General features: G+C 46.1%; 21 protein-coding genes. All 21 read left to right on the top strand.

Features of this window, described 5'->3' with window-relative positions; genetic code table 11:
* Positions 1-37: 37 nt before the first annotated feature.
* The 21 genes from ACXN9U_RS06605 (at position 38) to hslU (ending at position 19,115) form a co-directional block, all read left to right on the top strand.
* Positions 38-808 (top strand): phosphotransferase family protein, encoded by a 771-nt coding sequence (locus ACXN9U_RS06605; protein WP_489202347.1) that lies wholly within the window; start codon positions 38-40, stop codon positions 806-808.
* A 121-nt stretch (positions 809-929) separates the two neighbouring features.
* Positions 930-1,262, top strand: a complete 333-nt coding sequence (locus ACXN9U_RS06600; RefSeq protein ID WP_003154299.1) for a putative DNA-binding protein — start codon at positions 930-932, stop codon at positions 1,260-1,262.
* A gap of 13 nt (positions 1,263-1,275) precedes the next feature.
* Positions 1,276-2,616 carry a signal recognition particle protein gene (ffh, locus tag ACXN9U_RS06595; protein ID WP_060962807.1) on the top strand — a complete coding sequence of 447 codons (1,341 nt, stop codon included), beginning with the start codon at positions 1,276-1,278 and terminating at the stop codon, positions 2,614-2,616.
* 105 nt (positions 2,617-2,721) lie between these two features.
* Entirely contained in the window at positions 2,722-2,994 is a 273-nt protein-coding gene (gene rpsP, locus ACXN9U_RS06590) for a 30S ribosomal protein S16 (RefSeq protein ID WP_003154296.1), read from the top strand.
* Positions 2,994-3,239, top strand: a complete 246-nt coding sequence (locus ACXN9U_RS06585; protein ID WP_007611392.1) for a KH domain-containing protein — start codon at positions 2,994-2,996, stop codon at positions 3,237-3,239. Before rpsP ends, ACXN9U_RS06585 begins: the two co-directional genes overlap by 1 nt.
* An 88-nt stretch (positions 3,240-3,327) precedes the next feature.
* Positions 3,328-3,714, top strand: a complete 387-nt coding sequence (locus ACXN9U_RS06580) for a YlqD family protein (RefSeq protein ID WP_060962806.1) — start codon at positions 3,328-3,330, stop codon at positions 3,712-3,714.
* A 4-nt stretch (positions 3,715-3,718) separates the two neighbouring features.
* A complete protein-coding gene (gene rimM, locus ACXN9U_RS06575) occupies positions 3,719-4,243 on the top strand; it encodes a ribosome maturation factor RimM (RefSeq protein ID WP_060962805.1) in 525 nt (174 codons plus the stop codon).
* Positions 4,240-4,971 (top strand): tRNA (guanosine(37)-N1)-methyltransferase TrmD, encoded by a 732-nt coding sequence (trmD, locus tag ACXN9U_RS06570; RefSeq protein WP_045926117.1) that lies wholly within the window; start codon positions 4,240-4,242, stop codon positions 4,969-4,971. Before rimM ends, trmD begins: the two co-directional genes overlap by 4 nt.
* A 140-nt stretch (positions 4,972-5,111) precedes the next feature.
* On the top strand, positions 5,112-5,459 hold the full coding sequence (gene rplS / locus ACXN9U_RS06565; RefSeq protein ID WP_003154288.1) for a 50S ribosomal protein L19: 348 nt from the start codon (positions 5,112-5,114) through the stop codon (positions 5,457-5,459).
* 142 nt (positions 5,460-5,601) lie between these two features.
* Positions 5,602-6,450, top strand: coding sequence for a ribosome biogenesis GTPase YlqF (gene ylqF, locus ACXN9U_RS06560; RefSeq protein WP_489202346.1), 849 nt, complete (start codon positions 5,602-5,604; stop codon positions 6,448-6,450).
* 72 nt (positions 6,451-6,522) lie between these two features.
* Positions 6,523-7,290, top strand: a complete 768-nt coding sequence (gene rnhB, locus ACXN9U_RS06555) for a ribonuclease HII (RefSeq protein WP_060962804.1) — start codon at positions 6,523-6,525, stop codon at positions 7,288-7,290.
* Positions 7,291-7,306: 16 nt separating this feature from the next.
* Positions 7,307-9,010, top strand: a complete 1,704-nt coding sequence (locus ACXN9U_RS06550; protein ID WP_489202345.1) for a glycosyl transferase — start codon at positions 7,307-7,309, stop codon at positions 9,008-9,010.
* The gene (locus ACXN9U_RS06545; protein ID WP_060962802.1) at positions 9,007-9,288 is read left to right on the top strand and encodes a FlhB-like flagellar biosynthesis protein; all 282 of its coding nucleotides are present in this window, start codon (positions 9,007-9,009) and stop codon (positions 9,286-9,288) included. The genes ACXN9U_RS06550 and ACXN9U_RS06545 overlap by 4 nt, the downstream gene beginning before the upstream one ends.
* Positions 9,289-9,462: 174 nt before the next feature.
* Positions 9,463-10,620 carry an ADP-forming succinate--CoA ligase subunit beta gene (gene sucC, locus ACXN9U_RS06540; protein ID WP_016936134.1) on the top strand — a complete coding sequence of 386 codons (1,158 nt, stop codon included), beginning with the start codon at positions 9,463-9,465 and terminating at the stop codon, positions 10,618-10,620.
* A 28-nt stretch (positions 10,621-10,648) separates the two neighbouring features.
* Positions 10,649-11,551 carry a succinate--CoA ligase subunit alpha gene (gene sucD, locus ACXN9U_RS06535; protein ID WP_060962801.1) on the top strand — a complete coding sequence of 301 codons (903 nt, stop codon included), beginning with the start codon at positions 10,649-10,651 and terminating at the stop codon, positions 11,549-11,551.
* 67 nt (positions 11,552-11,618) lie between these two features.
* Complete coding sequence (gene dprA, locus ACXN9U_RS06530; RefSeq protein ID WP_489202344.1) at positions 11,619-12,518, top strand: DNA-processing protein DprA; 900 nt, start codon at positions 11,619-11,621, stop codon at positions 12,516-12,518.
* Between the two features lie 181 nt (positions 12,519-12,699).
* Positions 12,700-14,775: a type I DNA topoisomerase gene (gene topA, locus ACXN9U_RS06525; protein ID WP_489202343.1), complete on the top strand. Its 2,076-nt coding sequence runs from the start codon at positions 12,700-12,702 to the stop codon at positions 14,773-14,775.
* 64 nt (positions 14,776-14,839) lie between these two features.
* Positions 14,840-16,147, top strand: a complete 1,308-nt coding sequence (gene trmFO, locus ACXN9U_RS06520; protein ID WP_489202342.1) for an FADH(2)-oxidizing methylenetetrahydrofolate--tRNA-(uracil(54)-C(5))-methyltransferase TrmFO — start codon at positions 14,840-14,842, stop codon at positions 16,145-16,147.
* A gap of 69 nt (positions 16,148-16,216) precedes the next feature.
* Entirely contained in the window at positions 16,217-17,134 is a 918-nt protein-coding gene (xerC, locus tag ACXN9U_RS06515; protein WP_047475018.1) for a tyrosine recombinase XerC, read from the top strand.
* 15 nt (positions 17,135-17,149) lie between these two features.
* Complete coding sequence (gene hslV, locus ACXN9U_RS06510) at positions 17,150-17,695, top strand: ATP-dependent protease subunit HslV (RefSeq protein WP_016936128.1); 546 nt, start codon at positions 17,150-17,152, stop codon at positions 17,693-17,695.
* Between the two features lie 16 nt (positions 17,696-17,711).
* Positions 17,712-19,115 (top strand): ATP-dependent protease ATPase subunit HslU, encoded by a 1,404-nt coding sequence (gene hslU, locus ACXN9U_RS06505; protein ID WP_060962796.1) that lies wholly within the window; start codon positions 17,712-17,714, stop codon positions 19,113-19,115.
* Positions 19,116-19,123: the final 8 nt, after the last annotated feature.

Raw genomic sequence — 19,123 nt, 5'->3', positions numbered from 1 at the left:
TTTATACGCATTGATACTCGGAATGGAGGAGCAGTTGTTGGACAAATGGCTGAAAGCTGAATTGGAAAGTAAGATCGGCGCGATAAAACATATGTCGTTGCTGGATGAACAGGGAGGCACTTCAACCGTTCGAAAAATAGTGACCGGCCAAGGCGCATTTCTGCTGAAAAGTTCTTTTCAACAAAGGTATCGGGAATGGTTAAGGAGAGAAGCCTTTGTTTTGCAGAAGCTCACAAAAACTCATCATCTGCCTGTTCCCGTTTTTTATGGGTTTATACAGGAACGGCATGCCAGCCATATCGTCATGTCATTTGAGGATGGAATCACCTTGACTTCTGCTTTAAGAAAAGCAAAAGGGGATACTGAAAAGAAAAAGCTGATCAAAAGTTTCGGCCAGTTTCTGCAACGGCTGCATGAAACCGAAATGGTACCTGGTTTACAGCCGGAAACAGACTGGCTCGATCTGCAAATTAAACGGGCCGGGGAATATGTCAAAAAAGGACAGGCTGAAGGAAGTGAAGAGCTTTTGAAAGCATTGGACCGTTACAGGCCTGTTCCTGTTCAGCAGACAATGATTCACGGTGACTGCACGACTGATAATGTGCTGGTGAAAGACGGAGAGGTCTGTCTGTTTATCGATGCTGCGGGAATATCGGCGGGAGATCCGCGATATGATGAATCATTAGCGATCCGTCATTTTGTCACAAATGAAGCATGCCTCAATGCTTTTTACGAAGGTTATTGCCGCTATCGTGTATCAAAACAAGAATTCGAGTATTTTAACGGCGGTCTATATGAATTTTTTTAATAAACTTATTATGTAAAAAGAGCCTCAATGCTTTGACAAGATAAAAACTTGACACACGCTCTGAAACCATGTAAACTATGTTTTTGTAAAGGGATTTGACTTAACAAAGGGGAGAGCTCAAATGTCGCTCGAAAAAACGACGAGAATGAACTATTTGTTTGACTTCTATCAGTCGTTGCTGACGTCAAAACAAAAGAGCTATATGTCGCTTTATTATCTGGACGATTTCTCCCTTGGTGAAATAGCCGAAGAGTATGACGTTTCAAGGCAAGCCGTTTACGATAACATCAAACGGACTGAAGCGATGCTTGAACAATATGAAGAAAAACTGCTCCTTTTTAAAAAGTTTCAGGAGCGTAAAGAAATGTTTACAAAGCTGAAAGAGCTTGCTTCCGGCTTGCAGGAAGAGGAAAAAATGACGGCTCTGATTGAAGCGCTTGAGAAATTAGATTAGGAGGCGGCAAACAATGGCATTTGAAGGATTAGCCGACCGACTGCAAAAGACGATTTCAAAAATCCGCGGAAAAGGAAAAGTCAGCGAACAAGACGTAAAAGAGATGATGCGTGAAGTTCGTCTTGCGCTTCTTGAGGCTGACGTTAACTTTAAAGTCGTAAAGGATTTTGTGAAAAAAGTAAGTGAACGGGCTGTCGGACACGAAGTCATGAAGAGTCTGACACCCGGTCAGCAGGTTATTAAAGTCGTAAAAGAAGAGCTTACCGAGCTGATGGGCGGCGAAGAAAGCAAAATTGCCGTCGCCAAACGCCCGCCGACCGTTATTATGATGGTCGGGCTCCAAGGTGCCGGTAAAACGACAACCACGGGGAAGCTCGCCAACCTGCTGCGCAAAAAACATAACCGCAAACCGCTGCTCGTGGCTGCAGATATTTACCGCCCCGCTGCGATTAAGCAGCTGGAAACACTGGGGAAACAGCTTGATATGCCGGTCTTTTCGCTTGGCGATCAGGTCAGCCCGGTGGAAATTGCCAGACAGGCGATTGAAAAAGCGAAGGAAGAGCATCATGATTATGTGATTTTAGATACCGCCGGACGGCTGCACATCGATCACGAACTGATGGATGAGCTCTCAGGTGTAAAGGAAGTCGCAAACCCTGAAGAAATTTTCCTTGTTGTCGATTCAATGACCGGTCAGGATGCGGTGAACGTCGCCAAAAGCTTTAATGACCAGCTCGGTTTAACGGGCGTCGTTTTAACAAAGCTTGACGGGGATACCCGCGGAGGTGCGGCGCTTTCTATCCGCGCAGTCACTGAAACGCCGATTAAATTCGCCGGAATGGGAGAAAAACTCGACGCTTTAGAAGCGTTCCATCCCGAGCGTATGGCATCCCGGATTCTCGGAATGGGTGACGTGTTAACCCTGATTGAAAAAGCTCAGGCGACAGTTGATGAAGACAAAGCCAAAGAGCTTGAGCAGAAAATGAGAACGATGAGCTTCACATTGGATGATTTTCTTGAGCAGCTCGGCCAGGTCCGAAACATGGGGCCTCTTGACGAACTGCTGCAAATGATGCCCGGCGCAGGCAAAATGAAAGGCTTAAAAAACATCCAAGTCGATGAAAAACAGCTGAATCATGTGGAAGCGATCATTAAATCAATGACCGTTCTTGAAAAAGAACAGCCGGATATCATTAACGCCAGCCGGCGGAAGCGGATTGCCAAAGGAAGCGGAACATCCGTTCAGGAAGTCAACCGTCTTTTAAAGCAGTTTGAGGAAATGAAAAAAATGATGAAGCAGATGACCAACATGACAAAAGGGAAGAAAAAAGGCTTCAAATTACCTTTTATGTAATCGGTTATACATGATAAAACCGTTGTTAAGAAAAAACACTTTACAAACACTTTTATCATTGTTAATATACTATCTTGTTGAAATATTTTCGGAGGTGCTAGTAAAATGGCAGTAAAAATTCGTTTAAAACGTATGGGAGCAAAAAAATCTCCTTTCTATCGTATTGTTGTAGCAGATTCTCGTTCACCGCGTGACGGCCGTTTCATCGAAACAGTCGGAACATACAACCCGGTTGCAAAGCCGGCTGAAGTGAAAATCAACGAAGAGCTTGCTCTTAAATGGCTGCAAACAGGAGCTAAACCTTCTGATACAGTCCGCAACTTGTTCTCAAGCCAAGGAATTATGGAAAAATTCCACAACGCTAAACAAGGCAAGTAATGACTGATCAGAACTTGGAAGATTTGATTGTCAGCATTGTGGCTCCGCTTGTCGACCATCCGGAAGACATAACGGTCACAAAAGAAGAGACCGATCAAAAGATTGCGCTGCGCTTATCTGTCAATAAGTCAGATACCGGTAAAATTATCGGAAAGCAAGGCCGGACTGCAAGAGCGATTCGAACCGTCGTTTTTGCAGCTGGCGCACAGTCTTCTAAGAAAGTTCAATTTGAAATATTTGACTGAAAGGGAGAGGGCCGGCACCTCCCCTTTTTTTACACGTAAAAAAGGAAAATGAACAGAAATATGTTGGAAGAGTGGGGAGTCTGGTCCTATGCAGATTATTCACAGGGTAACCGTTATGCAAGTTCTGACCGAGCAAAGCAAGGAAAAGCTTTTGGCCTCTTTTGCAGAAAAAAAGCAAACGCTTGAACGAGAATGCAGCCAGCTCTATTTTCAGCTTAGAAAACATGAAAAAGATCCGCAGAATCCCGATGTGGCGGAATCTTTTAAAAAAGCCATTGAAAAAAGACAAGACAAAATCAAAATGATCGATTTCCAAATAAGCCAGACACATTCGCTCCCGCTCGGAAGCGAAGTGAAGGAAAAGGAGATCGATGCGCTGCTTTCAATCAACGTCGGTGATAACTGGCATGAAAAAACAGCGGCAAATACCATCGTCATAAAAGACGGGGTAGTAATTGAAATTCGCCCGAGGTGATAATATGACAAACAGATGGTTTAATGTAGGCAAAATTGTAAATACCCACGGCATTAAAGGCGAAGTGCGGGTCATTTCTAAAACGGACTTTGCCGAAGAAAGGTACAAGCCCGGCAATACGCTCTATTTGTTTGCGGAAGGGGCTGCGGAGCCAATCAAGGTAACGGTCAGCACCCACAGGCTTCACAAGCAGTTTCACCTGCTGCAATTCAAAGAAATGCCGAGTCTTAATGAAGTCGAACACCTAAGAAACATGGTGATCAAAGTCCCTGAAGAAGACTTGGGAGAGCTTGAAGAAGATGAATTTTATTTTCATGAAATCATCGGCTGCGAAGTGGTATCAGAGGACGGGGAACTGATCGGCACAGTGAAGGAAATCTTGACGCCCGGGGCTAATGACGTATGGGTGGTTGCAAGAAAAGGGAAAAAAGATGCGCTCATTCCGTATATCGCTTCTGTGGTCAAGGATATTAATATAAATGAGAAGACAATTAAGATTCATGTAATGGAAGGGTTAATAGACGAATGAAAATCGACTTTTTAACACTGTTTCCCGAGATGTTTCAAGGGGTTCTCGGCTCATCCATCCTGCAAAAAGCACAGGAAAAAGAGGCTGTCCGTTTTGACGTCATCAATTTCCGGGCTTTTTCGGATAATAAACACCAAACGGTTGATGATTACCCGTACGGCGGGGGAGCCGGGATGGTGTTAAAGCCGCAGCCTGTGTTTGATGCTGTTGAAAAGCTGACAGCCGGTACGGACGCCAAGCCGCGCATTATTCTCGTCTGCCCGCAAGGTGAACGTTATACGCAGAAGAAAGCCGAGGAGCTGGCGGAAGAGGAACATCTGATGTTTATTTGCGGACATTATGAAGGGTATGATGAACGGATCCGGGAACACCTTGTCACGGATGAAATCTCCATCGGGGACTTTGTGCTGACAGGCGGAGAGCTCCCGGCCATGATGATTGCCGACAGCGTTGTCAGGCTTTTGCCGGGTGTCCTCGGAAAAGAAGCATCCCACGTGGAGGATTCCTTCAGCACGGGGCTTTTAGAGCATCCGCATTATACAAGGCCTGCAGATTATAAAGGCTTAAAAGTGCCTGAGACGCTTCTGTCCGGCAACCATGCCAAAATAAAAGAATGGCGCAATAAAGAATCAATCAGAAGAACCTTTTTAAGACGTCCGGACCTTCTTGAAAACTATCCTCTCACCGATGAGCAAAGAAAATGGATTTCCGAGTGGGAAAACGAATAGATTCTATTGCGCAGGCAATGAAGATATGATAAGATACTACTTGTGGCTTAAGAAGGCTTATCCTTCAAAAGCTTGAAAACGATGTTCCGCTGTGCCTTGCAGTTGTGGCTAAGAGCATCTGTTGGAAGGAGTTGAAAACGATGCAAAAACTAATTCAAGATATCACAAAAGAACAGCTTCGCACTGATCTTCCTGCGTTCCGTCCTGGTGACACTTTACGTGTACACGTAAAAGTTGTTGAGGGTAACCGTGAGCGTATCCAGATCTTCGAAGGTGTTGTGATCAAGCGTCGTGGTGGTGGAATCAGCGAAACGTTCACAGTTCGTAAGATTTCTTACGGTGTTGGCGTTGAACGTACATTCCCTGTACACACACCAAAAATCGCGAAAATCGAAGTTGTACGTTACGGTAAAGTACGTCGCGCTAAGCTTTACTACTTGCGTGAACTTCGCGGAAAAGCGGCTCGTATTAAAGAAATCAGACGATAATGATAACGAACGAAAAGAGCTTGTTACCCGTAACAGGCTCTTTTTTTATATGACATTTGTAAAAGCGGAACAAGCAACGTAAAATACATAAGAGATCACCGGGACATACAGTTCCGGCAAATAAGGCAGGTGTCGAAGTCACATGACCATTCAATGGTTCCCGGGCCATATGGCTAAAGCGAGACGGGAAGTAACAGAAAAGCTGAAGTTAATTGATATCGTCTACGAATTGGTGGATGCAAGAATACCGATGTCATCGAGAAATCCGATGATTGAGGAAATTTTAAAAAACAAGCCGCGCATTATGCTTTTAAATAAAGCCGATAAGGCCGATGCGGCTGTAACGGCCCAATGGAAGGATCACTTTCAGGGACAGGGGATTCCCTCTCTTTCAATAAATTCCGTTAACGGACAGGGGCTGCATCAAATCGTGCCGTCCTCGAAAGAACTGCTGAAAGATAAGTTCGATAAAATGAAAGCAAAAGGCATTAAGCCAAGAGCGATCCGCGCATTAATCATCGGCATTCCGAACGTCGGGAAATCGACGCTCATCAACCGTCTGGCCAAAAAAAATATTGCCAAGACGGGAGACAGGCCCGGCATTACCACTTCACAGCAGTGGGTAAAGGTAGGCAAGGAATTAGAGCTGCTCGATACACCGGGAATTTTATGGCCTAAATTTGAAGACGAGCTTGTCGGTTTGCGTCTGGCGATCACCGGGGCGATTAAAGATACCATTATCAACCTGCAGGATGTGGCCGTTTTCGGGCTGCGCTTTCTGGAAGAGCATTATCCAGACCGCTTAAAGGAGCGTTACGGACTTCAGGAAATCCCTGAGGATATCGCCGCTCTTTTTGACGCGATCGGTGAAAAACGCGGCTGTTTAATGGGCGGCGGACTGATTGACTACGATAAAACGACAGAAGTCATCATCCGGGACATCCGGACGGAAAAGTTCGGCAGGCTTTCATTTGAAACGCCATCAGAATAAAGACGCGCAGCGATGCGGGTCTTTATTTTTTCCGCAGAATACCGATATACATAATGTAAGGGAGAAGAGCACGTGAATACATTAACCGTAAAAAGCGTAAAAGAACGCCTGCAAGAGGTCAAAGATGAAAGAGACCCATTCCTTGCCCAATGTGAAAAAGATCCGAGAAAAAGCGTACAGACGCTTTTAGAGCAATGGCTGAAAAAACACGCGAAGGAAAAAGCCCTTAAAGAGCAGTGGCTGAACATGACGGCATACGAAAGGCTGTCATACAAAAAGGGTTTCCGCCTGATTGCAGGCGTTGACGAAGCGGGAAGAGGGCCGCTTGCCGGACCGGTTGTCGCGGGTGCTGTCATTTTGCCGGCAGAATGCGAGATTCTCGGGCTCACGGACTCGAAGAAACTGTCGGAAAAGAAGCTCGGGGAGTATTACGATCGGATTACGGAAGAAGCCGCAGCGATAGGAGTAGGCATTGTCCATGCGGATGTCATTGACCGGATCAACATTTATGAGGCCGCGAGACTCGCGATGGTAAAAGCGGTCAATGCTTTATCGGAAACACCTGATTATCTGCTTGCAGATGCCATGACGCTTCCGCTTGACATTCCGCAGTCATCTGTTATAAAAGGGGATGCCAAAAGCGTGTCAATTGCCGCCGGAGCCTGCATTGCTAAAGTAACGCGGGACCGTCTCATGGCGGAGTACGCCAAAACCTATCCCATGTACGGCTTTGAAAAAAATAAAGGCTACGGAACGAAAGAACATCTTGAAGCTCTTCAGGCATACGGACCGACAAATATTCACCGTAAAACATTCGCTCCCGTTCAATCTTATTGTTAGAAAAGAGGCTTAAGACATGAACATAAGCGGCGAAATCCAAGCGGCTTTCAGACAGCTGACGTCGGAAATCTCTCAGGATCGGCAAGACGGCGGTAAAGACAGCGGCGAAAAAAGACTGCTGTTAGGGAAGGTTCTCCGTTTGCTGGACGATCAAAGCGCGCTTATCCAAATCGGCGGCCGGACGATGCAGGGAAAGCTTGAAACCGCCCTCCGTCCTCAGGCGTATTACTGGTTTTCTTATGACAGACAGCCGGCGGAAAAAATGGGCCGGCTTCATGTTGTTGACCAATTTGAAGGAAGCCCGAAAACCGTTCAGGAAGCGGCGGGAAGACTGTTAAACGCTCTTTCCGTCAAACCGAACCCGGTATCTCTGCAGATTGCCGAAACGTTTATGCAGCAGAAGCTCCCAATGACGGAAAACAGCCTCAAAGCCTGCATCCGCTGGGCTGAATCGCTTCCGGCCGCCGAATCGAAAAAGGCGGCAGAAACAATCGTATTTGCGCTGAAACGGGAACTGCCCGCGCATCCGGAAGTCTTGTCAGCCATTCATGCGGTTAAATATCCGGTTCCGGCCCGCCGCCTTCTTTCCGGACTGCTTCAGGCAATCAATCAGGCTCCGCAATCGGCAAAAGAGCTGTCCGCGCTTCAAGAGGCGGTTTCTGACGTGTTAGACGCAGAAACGGATCTTCATGCTGAGCGCCTCTTGAAGAAGCTTGCCGAGGCCGCACGCATGCCGATTTCAGAAACCGGGCCGATGGATAAAGGAGAACGGACGGAATTAAAACAATCACCAATTGTCCGAGAGACTCGTGAAAACGTAAAGGCAGTCTCAAGCCGCCCTTCTCCTCCGCATGCCCGGACAGATACGGAGCTGCCTGAAAAAGCGGCAAGACAGCTTATCGAAAAATTAATGACATCAGCCGAAAAGAATGAAAACCGTCCCGTAAAAGAAACAGCGGACATCATCAAGGCTTTCATTTCTCAAGAAAAAACATCCAAAACAGCACTTGTTCTCCAAAACGTACATCTGACAGAACAGGAGGCGGCTGTTTTCGAAAAAGCCGTTCAGCTTACTGAACTGAAATATGCAGAAAAACATGACGTATTAAGCCTTTTGCAAAGAATCAAAAAAGGGCTGGGCACCCGTGATGAATTATCATTCATTACAGCGCTTGAAAAAGGCGTGACTCCGCAGCCGGAGAAACAAGCGCTGAAAACGGCTCTCCAAGCCGTCCGGACGCTTCAAGACGCGCCCCAATCCGTTAAACAAGAGGCGGAACCGCTCATTCATAAATTAAACGGCCAGCTGTTTATTGAGCAACAGAACCCATCTTTTACACAGATGGTGCTGTCATTTCCGCTGGGAGCGTCCGCATATGAGAATGACATCACAGTTCTCTTTAAAGGACGGAAGAAGTCGGACGGAAAACTCGATCCGTCACATTGCAGGCTTCTGTTTTTGCTGCATCTTGAAACGCTGCAAGAAACCGTCGTGGACTGCATGATTCAGCAAAATGTAATGACCATTACGGTTGAAACCGATTTTGAGCTTCAGGCGGCCATCGACCCTCTCGTACCGGCTTTAAAAGAGGCTGTAAAAGAAACGGGCTTCAGTCTGTCGGGCGTTACGGCTAAAAAGCGGCGACCGAAAGACCAGAGCGCTCTTGTGGAAGAGTTTATACAAAAAGACGGCGGACGAAAAGTGGATGTGAAAATATGAAAGAGCAAACACCGTTAAGAAGAGCTGTCGCCCTGCATTACGACCGGCAGAAAGACCAAGCCCCGAAGGTTATCGCGACAGGCAGGGGGCATGTCGCGGAAAGTATCATAAAAGAAGCTGAGAAGGCGGGGGTTCCCATTCAGGAAGACAGAACCCTTGTCGAATTAATGCGCCATTTGACGGTCGACGATCAGATACCGGAAGCGCTTTATGAGACCGTTGCTGAAATTTTTTCATTTGTTTACCGACTGGATGAAAGCCTGAAAAACGAAAAATAAGGAACATTCATTTCCCAGACTCCGTATAAATTTATATTTTCAATAAAATAAAAGTTAGAATGTTCGGAAGGATATAAAGATTTTGTTTTGAACCCTAGACAATTCTTCCAGTATTATATAGAATGAAAGCGCAGTCTATTTTTAGTTTTGCTACATAAGTTAGGAGGATGGGAAATGAATATCCATGAGTACCAGGGAAAAGAAGTCCTCAGAAAATACGGGGTGTCTGTTCCTGAAGGTAAAGTGGCTTTTACAGCAGAGGAAGCAGTTGAAAAAGCAGAGAGCCTGTCAAGCTCGGTTTATGTCGTAAAGGCGCAAATCCATGCTGGCGGCCGCGGCAAAGCTGGTGGGGTAAAGATTGCAAAAACAATAGATGAAGTGAAGGGGTATGCCGAAGAACTGTTAGGCAAGACGCTCGTCACCCATCAAACGGGTCCGGACGGACAAGTAATAAAACGCTTACTTATTGAAGAAGGCTGCGATATTAAAAAGGAATACTATGTCGGGCTTGTACTTGACCGCGCCACTTCAAGAATCGTTTTAATGGCGTCTGAAGAAGGCGGAACGGAGATTGAAGAAGTAGCGGAAAAAACACCTGAAAAAATTAAAAAAGCGGTTATTGATCCGGCTGTCGGCCTTCAAGGCTATCAGGCAAGGGAAATTGCATTCGCAATTAACATCCCGAAAGAGCTTGTCGGCAAAGCCGCTAAATTTATGCTCGGTTTATATAAAGCATTTGTTGAGAAGGACTGCTCCATCGCCGAGATCAACCCTCTCGTCGTCACGGGAGACGGAAACGTCATGGCGCTCGATGCTAAGCTGAACTTTGACAGCAATGCGTTATACAGACAAAAAGATATTATGGAATACAGAGATTTAGATGAAGAAGATCCGAAAGAAATCGAAGCGTCAAAATACGATCTGAGCTACATTTCCCTTGATGGAAATATCGGCTGTATGGTAAACGGCGCGGGTCTTGCAATGTCTACAATGGATATCATTAAACACTACGGCGGAGAACCTGCAAACTTCCTGGATGTCGGGGGCGGCGCAACCGCTGAAAAAGTAACGGAAGCTTTTAAAATCATTCTTTCCGATCAAAACGTAAAAGGAATTTTCGTAAATATTTTCGGAGGCATCATGAAGTGCGATGTCATCGCCGAGGGTGTTGTTGAAGCGACGAGACAAGTCGGATTGACATTGCCGCTGGTCGTGCGCCTTGAAGGGACAAACGTAGATTTAGGAAAGAAAATCCTGAATGAATCAGGCTTAAACATTACATCTGCGGAATCAATGGCAGACGGCGCGCAGAAAATCGTATCCTTAGTTTAGGAAAGAATGAAAGGCAGGGGACCAGATAATGAGTGTTTTTATCAATAAAGATACGAGAGTTATTGTACAGGGGATTACAGGTTCTACCGCTTTATTTCATACAAAGCAGATGCTGGAATACGGCACGAATATCGTTGGCGGTGTAACACCTGGTAAAGGCGGAACGGAAGCGGAAGGCGTACCGGTATTCAATACGGTCGCAGAAGCAGTTCATACAACAGGCGCTGATGCGTCAGTCATTTACGTGCCGGCTCCTTTTGCGGCGGACGCAATTATGGAAGCGGTTGACGCGGAAATTGATCTTGTCATTTGTATCACTGAGCACATTCCGGTTTTGGACATGGTGAAAGTGAAGCGCTTTATGGAAGGCAAGAAAACGAGATTAATAGGGCCGAACTGTCCGGGTGTTATTACGCCTGAAGAATGCAAAATCGGCATTATGCCGGGATACATTCATAAGAAGGGGCATGTAGGCGTTGTATCCCGTTCGGGTACATTGACATACGAGGCCGTCCATCAGCTTTCAGAAGCCGGATTAGGCCAATCTACCGCTGTAGGAATCGGCGGTGATCCGGTCAACGGCACGAACTTTATTGACGTGTTAAAAGCGTTCAATGAAGATCCTGAAACACATGCCGTCATCATGATCGGAGAAATCGGCGGCACGGCTGAAGAGGAAGCGGCTGAGTGGGTGAAAGCAAACATGACGAAGCCTGTTGTCGGCTTTATCGGCGGTAAAACCGCTCCTCCGGGAAAACGCATGGGCCATGCGGGCGCCATCATCTCCGGAGGAAAAGGCACGGCAGAAGAAAAAGTCAAAACGATGAACGCCTGCGGGATTGAAGTGGCGGAAACCCCTTCTGTAATGGGCGAAACGCTGATTAAGGTGTTAAAAGAAAAAGGCTTATTTGAAACGTGCAAAACTCACTGACCGAAGCAGGGGCAGCCGTAACGGCTGTTCCTGTTTTTACTGTAAAAAAAAGAGGAGGTTGCCAGATTTGGATCAAGCATCGCGCTGTTTAATGGTCTGCAGTATCAATCAAATCATTTCCCCGTCTCTTCTATTAAAATGGTGGAAAGCTGATCACTCCCTGTCTTTTTTACGGGACCCGCATCCATTAACCGTTTTATCAGAAGGAAAAACAGCTCCGAAAGCCATTTTTCGAGAAATAGAACGCAAGGATTCGGAACTCGATGAAGTTCTGTCCGATTACCGCCGCGAAGGCATTACTGTCATCCCGATTTCATCAAGCCGCTATCCTTCATGGCTTAAAACGATTTATGATCCGCCGGCCGTCTTGTTTGCAAAAGGGAATACGCAGCTTCTTGAAAAAGGCCGAAAAATTGGGATTGTGGGCACGCGGAAACCGACGGAAGACGGAATAAAAGCGGTTGGGCATCTTACCGCCGAACTCTCAAAAAAAGGCTGGGTCATCGTAAGCGGGCTTGCATCCGGCATAGACGGATTGTCTCATAAGGCGAGCATCAGGGCAAAAGGGCTTACGATCGGCGTGATAGCCGGCGGATTCCATCACATTTATCCCCGGGAAAATCTCCTGTTAGCAGAATACATGGCTGAACACCACCTCCTACTCTCAGAACATCCTCCTGAAACAAAGCCGAAAAAGTGGCACTTTCCGATGAGAAACCGTATAATCAGCGGATTAAGTGAAGGAATTGTAGTCGTGCAGGGAAAAGAAAAAAGCGGTTCATTAATCACAGCTTACCAGGCCCTCGATCAAGGGAGAGAGGTATTTGCCGTTCCCGGTTCCATATTTAATCCATATTCCGGAGGACCTATAAAACTCATTCAAGAAGGGGCGAAAGCTGTATTGTGCGCAGAGGATATTGACGGAGAGCTGACCGCCCGATGCGTTCAGTATACGGAACCCTTTTGAAATATCGTTTGACAAACGGTATTGTAATATTTAATAATAGTGAGGATTTAAAGTTGCATATTATTTTCATGTATAAAATGACGTTCATCATAAAGAATGAAATGTTGAAAGCCATAAAAAGGCAGCTCTAAAATGAATTGATACTTGAAAAGAGAGAGAACACCTCTTGAGGGGGATGAAAATGTCTGATTATCTAGTCATCGTCGAATCGCCGGCAAAGGCGAAAACGATTGAACGTTATTTAGGAAAGAAATATAAAGTCAAAGCTTCAATGGGACATGTCCGGGATCTTCCAAAAAGTCAAATGGGAGTTGACATCGAACAGAACTTTGAACCGAAATATATTACGATCCGCGGAAAAGGCCCTGTTTTAAAAGAATTAAAAACAGCGGCAAAGAAAGCAAAAAAAGTCTATCTCGCGGCCGACCCCGACAGAGAAGGGGAAGCGATTGCATGGCATCTCGCGCACAGTCTTGATCTGGATCTCAGCTCCGACTGCCGGGTCGTCTTTAATGAAATAACAAAAGACGCCATTAAGGAATCATTTAAACATCCGCGCATGATTAACATGGATCTTGTCGATGCGCAGCAGGCGCGCCGTATATTAGACCGGCTCGTCGGATACAAAATCAGCCCGATTCTTTGGAAAAAAGTAAAAAAAGGCCTCAGTGCGGGCCGCGTGCAATCCGTTGCGCTCCGGATTATCATTGACCGGGAAAAGGAAATCAACGACTTTAAACCTGAAGAGTACTGGACGATTACCGGCTCATTTCTAAAAGGAAAAGAGACGTTTGAAGCCGGCTTTTTCGGAAAAAACGGCAAAAAGCTTCCTTTAAAAAGCGAAGAAGACGTAAAAGCCGTTCTTGCTGAGCTGAAAGGCAATAAGTATACAGTAGACAAGGTTACGAAAAAAGAGCGGAAACGAAATCCCGCTCTGCCGTTTACAACGTCCACCCTGCAGCAGGAGGCTGCAAGGAAGCTGAATTTCAGAGCGAAGAAAACGATGATGATCGCTCAGCAATTATATGAAGGAATTGATCTCGGCAAAGAAGGTACAGTCGGACTCATCACGTATATGAGAACGGACTCAACGAGGATTTCCAACACGGCCGTTGAAGAGGCGTCAGCTTTTATTGATCAGGCGTACGGAAAAGAGTACTTAGCGGGAAAACGGAAACCGGCAAAGAAAAATGAAAACGCTCAAGATGCCCACGAAGCGATCCGCCCGACTTCAGTACTCAGAAAACCTGCTGATTTAAAAGCGGTGCTTGGCAGAGACCAGCTCAGATTATACAAGCTGATTTGGGAGCGCTTTGTTGCAAGTCAGATGGCGCCAGCCGTTCTGGATACGATGAGTGTCGATCTCAGCAATAACGGATTGACATTCCGGGCAAACGGAAGTAAAGTCAAATTCGCCGGCTTCATGAAAGTCTATGTAGAGGGTAAAGACGATCAGCTGGAAGAAAAAGACCGCATGCTTCCGGACCTTAAAGAGGGAGACACGGTTTTGTCGAAAGATATTGAGCCCGAGCAGCACTTTACTCAGCCGCCGCCGCGTTACACAGAGGCGCGCTTGGTTAAAACGCTTGAAGAACTCGGTATCGGCCGTCCTTCCACATATGCGCCGACTCTTGACACGATCCAGCGGCGCGGTTACGTGGCATTAGACAATAAACGGTTTGTGCCGACTGAGCTCGGACAGATTGTACTGGATCTCATCATGGAGTTTTTCCCGGAAATCATTAACGTTGAATTCACGGCAAAAATGGAAAGAGACCTTGACCATGTTGAAGACGGTCAGACAGAATGGGTTCAAATCATTGACAGCTTCTATTCCGATTTCGAAAAGCGTGTGAAAAAAGCGGAAGCCGAAATGAAAGAAGTGGAAATTGAACCTGAATACGCCGACGAAGATTGTGAGTTATGCGGCTCCCGGATGGTTTATAAAATGGGCCGGTACGGCAAATTCATGGCGTGCTCCAACTTCCCTGACTGCCGGAATACTAAACCGATTGTTAAACAAATCGGCGTGAAATGTCCTAAGTGTCATGAAGGAAACATTGTCGAACGAAAATCAAAAAAGAAACGCGTCTTTTACGGCTGTGACCGTTATCCTGACTGTGACTTCGTATCTTGGGACAAACCGATTGAACGAAAATGCCCGAAATGTGAAAATATGCTCGTAGAGAAAAAGCTTAAAAAAGGCATACAAGTCCAATGCGTCGAATGCGATTATAAGGAAGAACCACAGAAGTAGCGGTGAGCAGAGCCTTGCTCACCTTCTTTGTGTGGAAGTAACAAACAACAGGAGATGAAAAGAAATGAACCAGCAAACAGTTAATGTAATCGGAGCAGGCCTTGCCGGAAGTGAAGCGGCATGGCAGCTTGCAAAACGAGGAATTCGAGTAAAACTATATGAAATGCGGCCCGTAAAGCAGACGGCAGCCCATCATACTGATAAATTTGCCGAACTGGTATGCAGCAACTCCCTCCGTTCAAATACGCTTGCCAATGCGGTAGGCGTATTAAAGGAAGAAATGCGGGCGCTTGACTCTGCAATCATTCAATCTGCTGATAAATGTTCGGTTCCGGCAGGGGGAGCGCTTGCCGTTGACCGTCATGAATTTGCGCAAAGCGTGACGGATCTCGTGAAAAACCATCCGAACGTAACGGTACTTACTGAGGAAGTAACAGAAATTCCGGAAGGTCCGACAGTTATTGCGACCGGACCGCTTACGTCAGAATCGCTTTCACAGCAGCTGAAAGAACTCACCGGAGAAGAGTACCTGTATTTTTATGACGCGGCGGCGCCGATTGTTGAAAAAGACAGCCTTGATATGGATAAAGTGTACTTAAAATCCCGTTATGACAAGGGAGAAGCGGCATACTTAAACTGCCCGATGACAGAAGAAGAGTTTGACCGTTTCTATGAAGCGCTGACGACGGCTGAGACGGTTCCGTTAAAAGAATTTGAAAAAGAAATTTTCTTTGAAGGCTGCATGCCGATTGAAGTCATGGCGAAAAGAGGCAAGAAAACGATGCTGTTCGGACCGATGAAACCGGTCGGGCTGGAAGATCCTAAAACAGGCAAGCGGCCTTATGCAGTCGTGCAGCTCAGACAGGATGACGCGGCGGGAACGCTATATAATATTGTAGGTTTTCAGACACATTTAAAATGGGGAGACCAAAAAGAAGTGCTTAAACTGATCCCCGGACTTGAAAATGTTGACATTGTCAGATACGGCGTCATGCACAGAAACACATTTATCAACTCGCCTAGTCTCTTGAACCCGACATATCAATTTAAACAGCGGAACGACCTGTTTTTCGCGGGCCAAATGACCGGCGTAGAAGGTTATGTTGAATCTGCAGCTTCAGGCCTTGTGGCGGGAATCAATGCGGCCAAACTTGTGCTCGGTCAGGACCTTGTGACATTCCCTCAGGAGACGGCGATCGGAAGCATGGCTCATTACATTACGACGACGAACCAGAAGAACTTCCAGCCGATGAACGCAAACTTCGGTCTGTTAAAAGAACTGCCTGTTAAAATTAAAAACAAAAAAGAACGAAATGAAGAATACGCTAAACGCGCAATTGAGACTATTCAAACTATTTCGAAAACGATATAGCTTTTCATTGCAACTTCAATGCATTATATGATACCATTTAAAAGCCCTTCGGAGAGGGAGGTCATAATAATGGCGGAGAATGTTAACTTTTTTTTAAAGTTATTCGTTGAATATTTACAAATTGAAAAAAATTATTCACAATATACTATTGTGAATTATGTTAATTCGATTGAAGAATTTGGGATGTTTCTGCATGCTCAAAATATAAATGGATTGAAAGAAGCTGCATATCATGATGTGAGAATATTTTTGACAGAAGCTTATGAAAAAGGCCTGTCAAGAAAAACAATCAGCAAGAAGATTTCAGCTTTGAGAAGCTTCTATAAATTTTTGATGAGGGAAAAGCTTGTTGAAGAGAATCCGTTTCAGCTTGTTCATCTGCCGAAACAAGAGAAACGGATTCCGAAGTTTCTTTATGAAAAAGAACTTGAGGAACTATTCGCTGTTTCAGACAGAAGCAAGCCGTCAGGGATGCGCGATCAGGCCTTGCTTGAGCTTCTATATGCGACCGGAATGAGGGTCAGTGAGTGCTGTACGCTCACTGTCGGCGATCTTGACTTATCTATGGATACGGTGCTCGTTCACGGGAAAGGCAGGAAGCAGCGCTACATCCCGTTCGGCTCATATGCCCGTGATGCGCTGGAGCTGTATATCAATAGCGGAAGGCCGTGCCTGCTTGAAAAAGCAAAAGAGCCTCATGATTTGCTGTTTGTCAATCAAAGAGGCGGTCCGCTTACCGCCAGAGGCATCCGGTATATTTTAAGCGGGCTTGTAAAAAAGGCATCCGGCACTTTACATATACACCCGCATATGCTTCGGCATACGTTTGCGACCCATCTGCTGAATGAAGGGGCTGACTTAAGAAGCGTCCAGGAGCTTTTGGGCCATTCTAATCTGTCTTCCACGCAGATATACACGCATGTATCGAAGGAAATGCTGAGAAACACATATATGTCCCACCATCCGAGAGCTTTTAAAGAAAATTAAAAGGAGGCCCTTCTCATGTCATCTTTTCATGCGACAACGATTTTTGCCGTCCAGCATAAAGGAAAAAGCGCTATGTCAGGAGACGGCCAGGTCACATTCGGTCAGGCTGTAGTCATGAAACATACTGCGAGAAAAGTGAGAAAGCTGTTTAACGGAAAGGTTCTGGCCGGCTTCGCGGGATCTGTTGCAGACGCTTTCACACTTTTTGAAATGTTTGAGGCGAAGCTTGAAGAATACAACGGCAATTTAAAACGTGCGTCGGTTGAGCTTGCGAAAGAATGGCGCAGCGATAAAGTGCTGCGCAAGCTGGAAGCGATGCTGATTGTCATGAACCAGGATACCTTGCTTCTCGTATCGGGAACAGGTGAAGTGATTGAGCCGGATGACGGCGTTTTGGCAATCGGCTCCGGCGGAAACTACGCCCTGTCAGCAGGAAGAGCGCTGAAAACTTATGCCGGAGAAAACCTGTCCGCCAAAGAAATTGCAAAAGCCGCTTTGAAAATCGCAGGCGAGATTTGTGTGTACACAAACGATCAGATCATTTTGGAAGAACTTGAATAGAAAGGACTTGAGGCTCATGGAAAACAAACCGTTAACACCGAGACAAATCGTAGATCGGTTGGATCAATACATTGTAGGACAGCAGGATGCAAAAAAAGCTGTCGCCGTGGCATTAAGAAACCGCTATCGCAGAAGTCTTCTTGATGAAAAACTGAGAGATGAGATCGTTCCCAAAAACATCCTGATGATGGGTCCGACAGGGGTGGGGAAAACAGAAATCGCCAGACGGATCGCCAAGCTTACCGGTGCGCCATTTATAAAAATTGAAGCGACAAAATTTACAGAAGTCGGCTATGTAGGCAGAGATGTCGAATCAATGGTCAGAGACCTTGTTGAGACATCCGTGCGGCTCATTAAAGAAGAAAAAATCAGCGAAGTGAAAGAACAGGCTGAAGAAAATGCAAACAAACGCATTGTGCGGCTTCTCGTTCCGGGAAAGAAAAAACAAGCGGGTGTGAAAAATCCGTTTGAAATGCTTTTCGGAGGAAGCCAGCCGTCAAGCGATGATGAAAGCGATCAGCAGGAAGAAGCGAGCCTTGAAGAGAAAAGAAAGCGCATGGCGCATCAGCTCGCATTGGGAGAGCTCGAAGACCATTACGTCTCCGTAGAGGTGGAAGAGCAGCAGCCGTCGATGTTTGACATGCTGCAAGGCTCCGGCATGGAGCAGATGGGCATGAATATGCAGGATGCGCTGAGCAATCTGATGCCTAAAAAGAAGAAACGCCGCAAAATGACGGTCAGAGAGGCAAGAAAGATTCTGACCAATGAAGAGGCGAGCAAATTAATCGATATGGATGAAGTCAGCCAGGAGGCCGTGTTAAGAGCTGAAGAGGGCGGCATCATCTTTATTGATGAAATAGATAAAATCGCAAAAAACGGAGGAGCTTCTTCCTCAGCCGATGTCTCGAGAGAGGGTGTCCAAAGGGATATCCTTCCGATTGTCGAAGGCTCGACCGTCGTCACGAAATACGGCTCCGTCAAAACCGACCACGTGCTGTTTATAGCCGCCGGGGCATTCCATATGGCCAAACCGTCTGATCTGATTCCGGAGCTGCAGGGGCGCTTTCCGATTCGTGTAGAACTGAGCAAGCTGACGGTGGATGATTTTGTGAAAATTCTCGTCGAACCTGATAATGCGCTGTTAAAACAATATCAGGCTTTATTGCAGACAGAAGGTATATCTCTTGAATTTTCTGACGAAGCTATTCGTAAGATCGCCGAAGTGGCTTATCATGTGAATCAGGATACGGACAACATCGGAGCAAGAAGGCTTCACACGATATTAGAACGTCTCTTGGAGGACCTGTCGTTTGAAGCGCCGGACGTGACGATGGAAAAAGTCGCCATCACGCCGCAATACGTTGAAGAAAAGCTCGGATCGATTGCAAACAACAAAGATCTAAGTCAATTTATATTGTGAAAATTTAA

The organism is Bacillus sp. BACIII (assembly GCF_057836745.1).
This window is presented reverse-complemented; position numbering and strand designations above follow the sequence as displayed.